Origin of the sequence: Paenibacillus sp. VTT E-133291, from assembly GCF_002264395.1 — a bacterium.
GTDB lineage: Bacteria > Bacillota > Bacilli > Paenibacillales > Paenibacillaceae > Paenibacillus_AQ > Paenibacillus_AQ nitricinens.
Genome location: NZ_NFVA01000002.1, coordinates 18,750 through 32,530, shown reverse-complemented (window position 1 = coordinate 32,530; position 13,781 = coordinate 18,750). Strand labels below are relative to the sequence as shown.

The following is a 13,781-nucleotide window of genomic DNA, read 5'->3' as shown; positions in this document are numbered from 1 at the left end:
TCCTATTTGGTTTATCAAATTCTATTTTTTATGTTGTAATAGCTTATTTTTCGGTTTGGCACTCGCAATCTCAAATCCACCCTCTCGAATGCCAAAGAAGCCAGTAATTCCAAAGTAACCTTTGGCTTACTGGCTTCTTTCATTATAATCAAGATACAACGTATGATTCACCTAAAATATGCTTAATACAGTATGACCCCTCTATCATATCCGTGGCTATAAATGACTCCATATCACCAGATTCAATATCATACAACACTTCAATTTCCTTATAGAACAAAATGTTTCCTTCTTTGATAAGTTCAGAGAGAGATGGAACATTTTCAGCTTTTACATCTCCATTGTAAACTTGTTGAAGTCCTTCGACATAGGCTTCTAATGATCGTGCCCCCACAATTTTAACACCTTTATTTTCTTCATTCACCATGATAATGGTTGGAAATCCACGTACACCAAGTCTGCCTGCTAACTCAAAATCCTGCTCTAACAAATCTTGTGCCGATCCAAGAGCAGCATCCGCCACTATTTCTTCGCCATTTAGCCCAATGTTGTTGACTATATCAACTAATGTTTTCTCCTCTCCAATATTCTGATTAAAGGCGAATACAGCTTCTCTTGCCTGACGCAAAAACTCATTTTCTTTACCCGGATATATATTTTGTATAACCTTGTATACTCTAGATGGCGGATACGAAGAAAGAATCGGATTGTTTTTCCACAAAGAACCATCGATAGGCATACGTGAATGTAAACCGACTTCTCTCCAATGCTCCGCAACATCTGAAGGCTGTTGAATGCCATTGGAGACATCTGTAAAACCATGCCAGCTAGAAAGCAAACCACCCATAATCGTCTTCACGTTAAAATATTGACCATACTGCAGAATAAAACGATTGAGTACCGGCTCAAGCGCCCAACAGTGGGAACAGATCGGATCTGTTGCATAGTAAAGTGTGATTTTGGGGGACTGTAGATTAAAGTCGATCATTTCCATTTGCTCTTCATCCCCTGGCCCACAGACACCGGTTTTAAGGTCACACATCATATTTGAATTATTCATATATCAATCACCTTTCGCTGGAGAATCAAAGAAAGTGCCCTCTTGTAGAAGTTCTTTGTATGGGAGTATTATAATACCAATACAAATTCAAACAAGTACGTTCATTTTTAATACTAAGTATCTTAAATAATACTATTGGAGAGGAGTTATGTATGAAATACGAATTTAGAATTGATCAATTATGTCCTGCAACCTTCGCATTCCATGTAATCAGCGGAAAGTGGAACCTCCCGATACTAGCCATTCTTAGTGAGAACGACAACATACGCTATAACGAGTTAAAAAGAAGACTGCATGGAATAACAGGGACTACCTTAACCAACGCACTGAGGGATCTTATAGAATATAGAATCATTCATCGGGAGCAGTATAACGAAGTGCCACCAAGAGTTGAGTATTCTCTGACTTCATCTGGAAGAGAATTAGTGCCTTTAATTGAATCCGTTGTTGAATGGGGACAAAGAAATATTGGGATGAAGGATAATTCCTAGACTGCGCATTCCTATTCCTGAATCTCCAAATGCATATACGAAGGCGCTTCATCCCAAGGAACGCTATATCCCGCTCCCTTTGCACAGAACATAGAGCTGGAGGTGTACTCAGGATCAGCGCTGCGGTCGTATCCAATTCTTGCGATGACCTGTTCTGGGTTATGACATGGCTGATAACCGCCTAACTTCATCGAGATTGCTCCCTTGCCCTTCGTGAATGAAGCAAGCTCTACTGCATAATGCATGAACGTCGCGACAGGCGCACGTCCCTGAATAAACATCGATTCACCTAGCATTTCTGGCGGGTCAAATTCACCATGAGCCAGCTGTATATCAGACATTACGCGTCCGATAAGCTCCGCATCGACTTTGATTTTGAATTGATAATAAGGTTCCAGTAGAATCTTGTTCGCATGCTCCAATCCCTGCCGCAGTGCCCGCAGTGTCGCCTCCCGAAAGTCACCGCCATGCGTATGCTTCTGATGCGCTGCCCCGGTTAAAAGCGTTACATGCAGATCGGTGACGGGAGAGCCGGTAAGAACTCCACGATGGTCCTTTTCAAGTAAATGCTGACCGACGAGATGCTGATACCCTGTGCTGAGCTGCTCAACATGGCATGTACTGCGATAGGTAATTCCCTCACCACGTTTCGCAGGCGCAAGCCGGAGATGCACCTCTGCATAATGCTTAAGAGGTTCGAAATGCCCACAACCAATCACAATGTCTGCGATCGTCTCTTTGTATAATATCTCTGGCTTGGAGAACGATACCTTGAACTGGAAACGGTCTAACACCACCTGCTGAAGTACCTCTAGCTGGATCATTCCCATCACATGAACATGAATCTCCTCCAGCTTGTCCTCCCATGTCACTTGCAGCGTAGGGTCTTCGGCTTGCAGGATCATGAAATAGCGCAGCACTTCTCTGGATGATATCCCCAAATTGAATACAACTTTGGATTTCAACGCTGACACAAGACGGGATTCTACTTGATCTGAATGATTACCTATACCCAGTCCAATGGCTGCATCAGTTAGGCCCGTAACGGCAACAAGCTGTCCCGCGGAGGCTTCATCGCATGAAGTATATTTCCCCCCATGATAGATACGAATAGAAGTGATTTTCTGGCTTAACTCCTCATGTTCTGAAGTTCTATAGCAGAGATCCTCCCGTACCCGTAACTTTCCAGCTAATATCTTCATAAAAGTCAGTCGCGTGCCTTGCAGCTCATGACGCACCTTATATACTCGTGCCCCGAACACTGCGTTAACTTCATAAGTCGATTCCATTAGTAGTTGCATCGTCTGCATCCATTCCGCAATCCCCTGATCCAATAGAGCTGCTCCACTCATAACGGGAAAAACCACCCGTTCTTTAACCATTTGTTTCAGCGTAGCCAATACCTGCTCAGGATAAATGTTGTCTTCGAGATATGCCTCCATCAAGGCTTCATCTCGCTCAGCAACGGCGGTAATGACCTCTTCAGGCAGCATGCTCTGTTCTAGACCTTTTGCCAAATACAACATATCCGGCGAAAATTGCTGCCTTAACGCTTTTAGTACACGCTGGACGTCAGCACCGGTACGATCTATTTTGTTAATAAATATAAAAGTGGGTATGCCATATTCCTGTAGCAATTGCCAGACCGTTTCGGTATGCCCTTCAATACCCTCCACAGCACTTAAGATGACTACCGCATAATCCATGACCTGTAAAGCGCGCTCCATCTCAGCTGAAAAATCGACATGCCCCGGTGTGTCAATGAGCTGATACGATTGTTCGTTATATTTCATCACCGCCTGGTCAGCAAAAATCGTTATGCCCCGTGCCCGCTCCATCTCATGACTATCCAAAAAGGCATCCTGATGATCGACTCTCCCCCGAGTCTTAATTCCGGAAGCATGGTATAGGAGCTGCTCTGCGAAGGTGGTTTTGCCGGCATCAACATGTGCTAGCAGTCCGATGGTGATTGGTGATGCTTCTGACAGTTTATAATACATATTTCTACCATCCATTCAGTCAGTCTGTTATATAAGAATCGTAGCCGAAATCTAGTAGCTTGTACAGAATCTCTCACCACCGACAGTACAATAATGCAAGAAAGGCACTAGACTAGCTATTGAGATGATGATTATGTCCCTATTAACTTATAAAAAACCGGTAACCCTTAACAGAAAGGATTACCGGCTCAATGAATAGTTAAAAACCCTTCGTAAGCTCCTCATTAGTAGTTTATTCAATGCGATAACGTTAATATTTCTAATTTCCTTAAAACAATAAATCATCTACTCTCTGGACTCAACAGCTTTTTATCTAGAAATGCCTTTACATCTTTAGCAAGCTGAATGGATGCTTCAATTTCCAACTTAGTTGTTGAAACACTTTCAATGCTGCATCCAATTGGAATTCCCTTCTCCAGCCCGAACTCAAATAGTTCTTCAAATATTTTTTGAGATAGCTGAATGGATTTATCCAAAATGTCGTTCGAGTATTTCAACTCGTTTTCTAACCATCCCGGGATACTGATCCCCAACCATTTCATAAATTGTAATGTTTTCGCTGTGCCACATGGTGCAAGATTAAATAAAATAGGAACCATTTCAAAACCCTTATTTGTATAGTAATAATATAAATCAGACAATAAATTCTTTGATGCCTCTACATTATAAGTTGCCTGAGTGATAAAAAAGTTGCATCCATTGTTAATCTTTTCGACAACCCGTATATGCTCATCATTCTTTTTTATATGTCTTTCAGGAATGACAACTCCTCCAAAATTCAAATTACTATTTAACTGTTTGCTTAGCTTATAAGCATCTGGTAAATTCAATTTCACCTCTTGCTTACTTGATGAAGCGCCCACATACACGGAAAATCTGTCTTCACTTTCGTCAGTCTTAATCCAATCCGCGAACGAAGCTCTTGTATCATTACCGACGCACCGATAAATTATTTTTGGGACCTCTACTTGTCTTAGATATTTATCACCATAGATAGCCGGATCAATCGTTGGTAAATATGGGTAAGGTCTTTCATGATCAACTCTTTCTGCTTCCTCCTGGACGTCGTAAAGAATTAAAGCATCTAAATCAACGTTTTGAAGTCTTTCAACCTGTTTCTGTGCAATTTCTGATATCTTTTCTGGTGAATGGCTTGCCTTCGGTGGTGTCATCCCATATGTTAAAATACCAGGTTTCTTGCTCAATATTTTTTGTTTAAATGTACTCCCTGCCGCTCCCAAATTAAAAAACTCCTCTACACGTCTCTTTTAAGTTAAGGCTACCATGGCAGGCTTAATATGTATAACTTATATTTACTATATCTAGTTATATTTTAAAGCTATGATTCCCTATTGGTACTTATCGAGTAGTACATCATGGAGGCGGAACTTCTAGATTTTAATGTTGACAACCATTGGGTCTGACTATAATATTAGAAGTCCTGCCAACCTTAAAGTTGGCGATAAGGGGACCGAAAGGTTCATTCTTATTTAAAAAGGGTGAGTATTATGAATAAAGAAGAATTAATGGAAAGCGCACGTAACACAAAGAAAGCTGCTTATGCCCCTTATTCTAAATTTCCAGTTGGAGCAGCCTTATTACTTAAAGATGGAAATATTATTAATGGAGTCAACGTAGAAAATGTATCTTTTGGTGCTACTAATTGTGCAGAGAGAACAGCAATCTTCACAGCTATTACAAAGGGCTATACTAAAGGTGATTTTCAGGCTATAGCTGTAGCAGGTGACACAATGGATTTTCTGCCGCCATGCAGTATCTGCAGACAAGTATTATCGGAATTCTGTTTGCCCGACATGCCTGTCTATTTAACCAATGAGAAAAAAGAAATCTTAGAGCTGAGTTTAAGGGATTTATTGCCTTACGCATTCAAAAATTTAGATATGTAAAAATAATACCTATCATAGTGGAATATCAAAAACACGCGTACCTGTGTTAGACAAGTACGCGTGTTTTTGTGTTTAAAAGCTTAGTCGAACACCACAAATATTTCATTTTAGGCGAGAAAAGGCACTTTTGTGGTTCATACATCATTTATGTATAATATACATTCGTTTAAATGTAGTTAAAGCTGATTAGTTTAATGCATTAAAATGAATAGGAAGTCATTCACTTCACCATTAATATTTATCTCTACATTCTTGGAGGAACTGAATTATTGCTGTATACAGATTCATGAACTGAATTAGCATATGTATAGTTTTGGAGCTTTCCAGTTGGACTAAATAAAGAAACAAAAACTGTAATAATTATACTTAATGAAAATATTCTTTTCCTATTACATTCCCCCTTTTTTATTTCTAACGATTAGATTTTTTCTTATTTTGATTAGATAATATAGAGTTAAGATACATTGTATAATAGAAATACTCCAAGGAAGCAGAAAGAGCATTTCCACTTGATATTTTGGAAACCATTCAATAGAAACGACAACTCCATCTTCACTATCACTGTCATCTTGCATTGCATTGAATAATAAAAGAAGTAAGAGGCTGGATAACATAGTTACCAAAAACCAAATGGTATTGTACTTTATCCTCTGAGTCCTTATAAATAAAAAAGAATTAATTAAACATAATAAAAGAGGTATGAAGTATACCTTAAATGAGATATTTAATAACTCCGTTCCCCATCCCTCTATTCTTATCTTTAAAAAATAGATTAAGATCAGATGCAGTCCAACCACCAGTAGTACATAAAGAATGGCTTGTAGTCCTGTCTTGAATGACTTCATCTTTCGTCCCCCTTTTCCATTCGTTCACTTAATGCTCTAATGGTATCATCACCCTTCATCGAGATTTTCTTCTTACTTCAAGCACCTATATTCCACCCCTGAAATTATGTAGATTAATTTAAATTAAAACACTAAATATCCTTATAATGTAATCATCGGGAATTTCAAGGCGAAAACTAATAGAAAACCCCTCTTCCAAGTCAAGATTAGATAATTTATTTGAACTGATTTAAAGTTTATGACCAAAGAACAAAGTAGAAGTTAAGTACAACCCTTTTCATTAGACCTTTTGAGTTCAAATTACTTAGAAAAGCTGTATAGATCGTAAAGCTGGTTACAAACACATGTAATAAACAACACGATAGTTTGGTTATTACTGCGGTGAGAATCTTTTGAATATTTTTCCACATCTATATAGTACCGCTTAAACAGACACCAGTAGTCTATATCAAACCGGCTAACGGTACGGATGGACGTGGTATTCTTAGAATCGAGAAAATGAAGGATAAACAAGGCGTCTTTGATATCCAAGGCAGTCGGCAGGATCGCCGTATCATAGCCCCTCGGAAGGTCTCAGCCTCACGACTGGAATCGATTATTCGTCAATGTTGTATCGGAGGAAGCTTCCTCATTCAGCAGGGCATTCCACTGCAATTACTTGGCGGATGTTTTCATGATTACCGTATGCTTGTTTAGAAGAATGGGCAAGGGGGCTGGGAGCTAACGGGAATGGCCGCAAGAGTAGGTGCTGCACGAAGCATAACCTCTAATCTTCATGGTAGTGGTCACGCGGTTCGTGCAGAGACCTTTTGAAAGAGTAGCTAGGTAGGCACACAAGGACGAGCTGCGGTCAGCGATATTGATTTATCAATATTGACGTGATTCAGGACTATCGGGGTGACAGCGTGGATCATGACCAAGGGAATGGCGTATGGGATGATATTCATTTTATCGACATTCGTACAGAAAAAATCTTTAATAATGGTACCTCCGGCCAATTTATGACGGCTCCGATCCTCATCTGTACGGCTAAATATGGCAGTGACGAGGTTGGCTCGGTCAGTAATGTAGAAATGCTCGATAGATGGATAGAAAATGGGTTGCAGGATGTATTGAAGGAGGAAGGAATAGTATCCATAGCCTTTTCACCATTGGCAAAGGGATTGCCATTAGAAGGTCTTTCAAAAGCAATTCTCCAAATATTATGCTAGATGTATTAAATCTTGCAACTAAGAGCAGGTTATCCGTTTCGTACTTTATATTCAGTGACAAACCAACAACAACTCATGTTTCTGTTTGGCTTATTATAAAAAAGCCGATAAACCTTAACAGAAAGGCTTACCGGCTTAAAAACTTAGTTCTAATGCAAAAATATGCAAATGCTTGAATATCAATGATTTTTCTCGTTTAAAACGAATTTTTCTCATTTAAAATAAAAAATCACACTAAGTTATTCAAATTATTCTATGTCAATTACTTACCCGCAACGACTATACCCACAATTTCCGCAAGTCTTACAACCCTCAATATTAATCAGCGAAGCACCGCCACAAGAAGGACAAAGGTCACGGGAAGCAGAAGTATGGTTATGCGCGCCATGTCCGCCTTGACCATCTTCAATAGAAGCTGCCGGAGGAACACTCGCCTTCAACTCCGCGTTCAACGCTTCATTGAAATCCTCCAGCTCCAAAGTCGCTGCGATAGGTGCAGGCACATGATCATCCTGAGCGTTGTTCAGCACGTGTGTTTCTAGTGCTTTAGCTACAGCATCAGCAATGGATTCAACTCGGTTCGCTCCGAATCCGATAGCTCCTGATCCGCCAATGCCTTTCAGATGTTTGATCAACAGCTCCACTTTCTCACCATGATCTCCGTAACGGAGGAACAAGGAGCAGACACGGCCTAATGCTTCTGCCATAGCAAAGACGTCAGAACCTGCTTTACCTACATTCAGGAAGATTTCAGCAGGTATCCCATCAAGATCATTGATTGTAATATATGCCATACCAAATGGTGTGTTAATTTTATAGGTAGCGCCGCGCAGAACCTGCGGACGTTTTTTGTATTGTTTATCCGCCTCTTTTGTAGTCACTTGAGACGTTGGACTTGCTGCTACAACACTTGTGCTTGCTTCTACAGTAGTTGTAGCTTCCTCTGCTGCAACCAGAGCGGCTTCTTTTTTGTCTTCTTTCTTCGAGGTTTGCAGAACTTGCACATCACGGCTACCATCACGGTAGATCGTAACGCCTTTGCAACCCAGATCGAAGGCCATTTCATAGAGCTCAGCCGTCTCTTCTACTGTGAAGTCAGACGGGCAGTTTGCAGTTTTGGAAATCGAGCTATCCACCCAGCGTTGAATCGCTGCTTGCGCACGGATATGATCCTTAGCTAACAAATCCATCGAGGTCACGAAGTAATCTGGCAGCTCTTCACCTGGATGAGCTTCAAGCCATTCTTGAGCGATTGGAACGAACTGCTCATCGTATCCAAGGCGGCTTTGACGGAAATATTTGAAGGCGAAATAAGGCTCAATACCTGTCGAAGTACCTACCATTGTACCTGTGCTGCCTGTAGGTGCTTGTGTTATCACTGTAACGTTACGCATGCCATGTTTACGAATCGCTTCACCAACCTCTGGATACGATTCGAGCATATTTTTCATAAACCCGCTCATTAAATATTTCTGTGTGTCAAAAGCTAGGAAAGCTCCCTTCTCACCAGCAATCTCTGCAGAAGCAAGGTATGCTTCACGAGCTATAAAGCCGTAAAGCTTGTCCAGAAACGCCAAAGATTCCGGACTACCGTAACGGATGTTCAATTTGATCATCAGCTCAGCAAGACCCATCGTTCCAAGACCCACACGGCGTTCGTTTTTCTGATTCGCTTCATTTTCCGGGAAATGATAAGGGGTCTTATCAATAACATTGTCCAAGAAACGTACAGAATAACGCGTTGTAGTCGCGAGATCTTCCCAGTCTACATCATGATTCTTCTCATCGTAGAATTTGGACAGGTTCACAGCGGACAAATTGCAAACTCCCCAGCCTGGCAGTCCTTGCTCCCCGCACGGGTTCGTACAAATGATCGGATTAAAATACCAGCTGTTGGACATCTGATTATAGTATTCCATGAACACAACGCCTGGCTCAGCGGATTTCCAAGCGGATTCAATAATAGTGCGCCACACATCACGCGCTTTAACGGTGCGATAATGAATAACATTTTTGCCCGCAGCCTTCCACTTGTCTAGATCGCCGTCCCACACATCGTTGTAATCTGGGTCTGTGGTATCCGGGAACACTAAATCCCAATCTAGATCTTCTTTTACAGCCTTCATAAAGCTATTACTCACACATACCGAAAGGTTGGCGTTCGTCACTTGACCCATCGTTTGCTTCACGGTAATGAAATCCTCTACATCTGGATGCCAGTCATTAATCATTAGCATGAGTGCACCACGGCGGCTGCCGCCTTGTTCAATTAGTCCAGTGGTATAGCTGAACAGACCGCCCCAAGATACAGAACCACTAGAAGAGCCATTGACACCTCGCACAATTGCACGGCGTGGACGAAGTGAGGATAGGTTAATTCCTACACCGCCACCTCGCGCCATAATCTCCGTCATTTCAGCCAACGTCTCCATAATGCCGCCACGGCTATCTTTTGGAGAAGGGATTACATAACAGTTGAACAATGTTAATTCTTCACTAGTGCCTGCACCAGCCGCAATCCGCCCACCTGGTACGAGCTTCCAATCATCCAGAATCGAGCGGAATTTACCCGCCCATTCTTCTTGAAGCTCAGGCGTCTTCTCCACAGAAGCCATAGCTGTAGATAGACGATCCCACATTTCCTCTGGTGTTTTTTCTATATTAAGCGTCAGCTTTTCAACATCTGATTTTACAAGTTCGCCGCTCCGTGTCTTCACGGTTACGATTCTGCCGTTACGTTCTACGATCTCTCCGACTTCCTTCGTGGGAAACTTCGGATCATCTTTTGTCAGAACGAGTACAACATCGCCCACTTTAGCATTATTGCTGTCGGCATCTTTCCAAGCATAACGATCCAAAAATATTTTTTCACTTAGCCCTTCAAGGCGTTGCTTACGTTCCACTTTACCCAATAGAAAAACCTCCCGCAATGTAGTAAATATTAGTTCCAGTTCAGGTGTGGGCGTACATTTTGTGACCCACAACAAAAACTTCCTTACACTTATCTTCCGTCTTACGGGTGTATGTAGGAAGTTCATCTTGTCAATAACAAATAGCAGCTATGCACTTTAAAAAAATCACATTTTCATGCTTTTGTCACAATATATTGTGTGCGTCAGCTTTTAAACTATACCACATATTGTATCGAAGGTCTTTTTCGAAAATAGAGTCAAGCAGCCGAAATATCGCAAACCTTGCCGCGTTTTCTCGCTTTTACTCTCTTTTTTAAAGGCTATCAAGAAAAATAGAAGGTTATGAATTCTCTTGTTTAAGAGCATACTACTCCTACGAATGATGATATAAATTAGCACCTGAGGAGGCTGTACCATGACGCAATTATTCCGTAATTCTCTACCTCACAAAGGTGGAAAGTCAGCGCCTATACTGCCTGTTCCTCTTTCTTTTGACCGGAATTGGCTGCAGGATCTAGAACTTAAACTAGATAAAGGTGGTCCGTGGGGAGACTACCGTCTGTCCAAGCTTGCCTTGCAGGGTGAACAAACGGGTCTAGTAACAAGCTTCGATGAGCTGCAATGCATGAAGCATTTATCCGGATTATCCCCGCTTCCTCATCAGCTCGATACCGCGCATAAGGTTCTGTTTGAGATGTCTGGCCGCGCGATTCTTGCAGACGAGGTTGGACTAGGAAAGACGATTGAAGCAGGACTTGTACTCAAGGAATATCTTGTCCGCGGTCTAGTCTCTAAAGTACTTATTCTGGTACCTGCTTCCCTCGTATTGCAGTGGGTCCGCGAGCTGAATGCCAAGTTTGGCATCTCTGCTGTTGCACAGAAAAAAGCATATTCCTGGGGGAATGCGATTGTCGTCGCATCTATGGATACCGCGAAGCGCGATCCTCATAAAGAAATGCTGCTGGAAAATGAATATGACATGTTGATTATTGATGAAGCGCATAAGCTGAAGAATAAGAAATCGACCAATTATCTATTTGTGCAGCAATTACGTAAAAAATATTGCCTGCTCCTAACCGCTACTCCCGTTCAGAATGATCTGGGCGAGCTATTTAATTTGATCACTTTACTGAAACCGGGGCAATTAGGAAATCAGGGTGATTTTGCTTCGAATTTCGTCGTTGATAAACGTCAACCTAAGAATGAAGGTCAGCTAAGGGACGAGCTATCGAAGGTGATGATCCGTAATCGGCGTGGCGAAGGTCCAGTTAACTTTACGAAACGAAAAGTCCGTAATATTCCGCTAGTTCTTTCACAGGAAGAGAGAGTATTATATGACGCTGTCACTTCTTTTGTTAAAGATCAGTATCAGGAATCAGGCGGCAATCTTAGCAGCATGCTTTCCTTGGTAACGCTTCAGCGTGAGGTGTGCAGCAGTAGGGATGCCGTCTTCATCACTTTAGTTAATCTGATCAAGAAGCTGCCCGCTGATTCGCCGAAACGCGATCGGATGATGGAGCTATTGCAGACACTTCGTACGGTTAAGACCAATACCAAAGCCGAAACAACACTATCTCTTATTCAAGAAATGAATGAAAAGGTCATCGTTTTTACGGAGTATCGCGCGACTCAAGAATATTTGCTTCAGTATTTCCGCGAACATGGGCTAATGTGTGTTTCTTATTCCGGCGGGATGAATCGTGGTAAAAAGGACTGGATGATGGACCTCTTCCGCGGTCGTGCTCAAGTCATGATCGCTACTGAGGCTGGTGGTGAGGGCATTAACCTGCAGTTCTGTCACCATATGATCAACTTCGATCTGCCTTGGAATCCCATGAGAGTAGAACAACGGATTGGGCGGGTGCACCGGTTAGGTCAGGAAAATGACGTGGTTATCTACAATTTATCCACACAAGGTACGATTGAAGAACATATCCTTCATCTGCTACACGAGAAGATCAATATGTTCGAAATGGTCATTGGCGGGCTGGATGTGATTCTGGAGCGTTTTGAGAAGAAAGAATCGCTGGAGAAAAGTTTATACAAAATCATGCTCGAATCCCGCTCCGATGAAGAGCTGCGAAATGAGCTTGATCATATCGGTGAATCCCTAAGTGAGTTGACTCAGGGTATCAAAAAGGAAAGTGAGACTGCGACATGACCCTCAACTCACAGGAAGTACGTAAACATGTAATGGATTATCTGGAGGCTACAGAATGTTCCATTATTGAAGTATCGCCCATTCACGTAACTGTAAAGCTATCACCAAGAGCTGACAAAATGCTTACAGATCGACCTTATTATTGGGGATTCGTGGAGCGTACTGGTGTTGATCCGGAGACACTCTCTTTCACCTTTGTTTTTGATCCAGAAAAATACGATAATCAGGCAGCTATAGAAGTTCCTCCAGCGGTAAATCGCAGCATCGGAGCATTGAACCCGCCAATTACCGGAAGTCCAGTGGTAGATGCGTCAACCGATATTGAGGCCAGCGCGGATCTATTAGATTCAGCAACACCTGAAAATAATGTGGTTCATGTCCCTTCCTCAAATCCAGAGGATAGCATCCTAGCCCGCTACTTCGGTATTGTTCCAGCGCTGCCTCGCATTGGACCTGGCATGATAAGACGTGAAGATATCATCTATGGTAGCAAGCGCCTGCAGCAAATTTGGAGTGCGGCCCAAGATGAAGGGAAATGCCTTTACTTATTTGAAGATCCCGGTAGCAGGCAGCGGAATACACTCTTCTCTGCAGCCTATGAACCATGGCTCGGCGTCTGCTATAAAGTGGAGATGAGCTGCGATTTGAAACGGGAAGAACTGCATTATCTTGGAATCTCTCTGACAAAAGGGACCATCATTGATGACTTCAACGCTAAGATAGCCTCTCTGGAGATGATCCCCCGTTTACCAGAAAACGTCCATATTCAGCCTTATGAATTAACAGTGACAGCCGCTACAGATTTATTAGAGGCTCATCTTACCTCACATCTGGCCGAACTCGATTACACTTGGGCAGAACAGGCACGTGAGCGTCTTAGAATCGAGCTGGCTATCATTGATATTTATTACGGAGAGCTGCTGAAAGAGCCTGATGAAGAAAAGCGTTTAGGCACTCAGGAGCAGTATAACCGTCGTCGGCAGGAGACCATCTGGCAATATGAGCCCCAAATTGCAGTTTCTGCGATAACCTACGGACTGTTTCATCTGCGAAGCCTATAGAATGCGACCCTACTCGCTAAAAGCAGGCAAAAAAACAAGAGAACTTTTACCTTGAGGCGCGACAGCAAGCAACAGCCTTTTTATAGCCTGTCCACTACAATAGAGTAAAGCTTAACTTTCCTGACATTTCTTA

The 13,781-nt window shown here is 42.2% G+C and carries 10 protein-coding genes and 1 pseudogene; 6 read left to right on the top strand and 5 right to left on the bottom strand.

Features of this window, described 5'->3' with window-relative positions:
- Positions 1–148: 148 nt before the first annotated feature.
- Complete coding sequence (locus CA598_RS01335; RefSeq protein ID WP_094875061.1) at positions 149–1,060, bottom strand: DsbA family oxidoreductase; 912 nt, start codon at positions 1,058–1,060, stop codon at positions 149–151.
- A 152-nt stretch (positions 1,061–1,212) separates the two neighbouring features.
- On the opposite strand from CA598_RS01335, the gene CA598_RS01330 reads away from it, so the two are divergent.
- Positions 1,213–1,551 (top strand): winged helix-turn-helix transcriptional regulator, encoded by a 339-nt coding sequence (locus CA598_RS01330; protein WP_094875060.1) that lies wholly within the window; start codon positions 1,213–1,215, stop codon positions 1,549–1,551.
- An 11-nt stretch (positions 1,552–1,562) separates the two neighbouring features.
- Here the strand turns inward: CA598_RS01330 and CA598_RS01325 are convergent, their stop codons facing one another.
- On the bottom strand, positions 1,563–3,551 hold the full coding sequence (locus tag CA598_RS01325) for an elongation factor G (RefSeq protein ID WP_094875059.1): 1,989 nt from the start codon (positions 3,549–3,551) through the stop codon (positions 1,563–1,565).
- Between the two features lie 281 nt (positions 3,552–3,832).
- Entirely contained in the window at positions 3,833–4,792 is a 960-nt protein-coding gene (locus tag CA598_RS01320) for a methylenetetrahydrofolate reductase (protein ID WP_256989762.1), read from the bottom strand.
- 267 nt (positions 4,793–5,059) lie between these two features.
- Here CA598_RS01320 and CA598_RS01315 point away from each other — a divergent pair, with 267 nt between their 5' ends.
- Entirely contained in the window at positions 5,060–5,458 is a 399-nt protein-coding gene (locus CA598_RS01315) for a cytidine deaminase (RefSeq protein ID WP_094875058.1), read from the top strand.
- 389 nt (positions 5,459–5,847) lie between these two features.
- Here the strand turns inward: CA598_RS01315 and CA598_RS01310 are convergent, their stop codons facing one another.
- Positions 5,848–6,303, bottom strand: coding sequence for a hypothetical protein (locus CA598_RS01310; RefSeq protein ID WP_094875057.1), 456 nt, complete (start codon positions 6,301–6,303; stop codon positions 5,848–5,850).
- A 396-nt stretch (positions 6,304–6,699) separates the two neighbouring features.
- Between CA598_RS01310 and CA598_RS33410 the strand changes: the two are divergent.
- Together CA598_RS33410 and CA598_RS01300 are read left to right on the top strand one after the other, a co-directional pair.
- Positions 6,700–7,116 (top strand): annotated as a pseudogene (locus CA598_RS33410) (YheC/YheD family protein).
- Positions 7,117–7,208: 92 nt separating this feature from the next.
- Complete coding sequence (locus CA598_RS01300; RefSeq protein ID WP_094875056.1) at positions 7,209–7,514, top strand: hypothetical protein; 306 nt, start codon at positions 7,209–7,211, stop codon at positions 7,512–7,514.
- Positions 7,515–7,780: 266 nt separating this feature from the next.
- Here the strand turns inward: CA598_RS01300 and CA598_RS01295 are convergent, their stop codons facing one another.
- The gene (locus tag CA598_RS01295) at positions 7,781–10,426 is read right to left on the bottom strand and encodes an adenosylcobalamin-dependent ribonucleoside-diphosphate reductase (protein WP_094875055.1); all 2,646 of its coding nucleotides are present in this window, start codon (positions 10,424–10,426) and stop codon (positions 7,781–7,783) included.
- A 415-nt stretch (positions 10,427–10,841) separates the two neighbouring features.
- Here CA598_RS01295 and CA598_RS01290 point away from each other — a divergent pair, with 415 nt between their 5' ends.
- Positions 10,842–12,587: a DEAD/DEAH box helicase gene (locus CA598_RS01290; RefSeq protein WP_094869429.1), complete on the top strand. Its 1,746-nt coding sequence runs from the start codon at positions 10,842–10,844 to the stop codon at positions 12,585–12,587.
- Positions 12,584–13,648 carry a YqhG family protein gene (locus CA598_RS01285; RefSeq protein ID WP_094875054.1) on the top strand — a complete coding sequence of 355 codons (1,065 nt, stop codon included), beginning with the start codon at positions 12,584–12,586 and terminating at the stop codon, positions 13,646–13,648. The genes CA598_RS01290 and CA598_RS01285 overlap by 4 nt, the downstream gene beginning before the upstream one ends.
- The last annotated feature ends 133 nt before the right edge of the window (positions 13,649–13,781 follow it).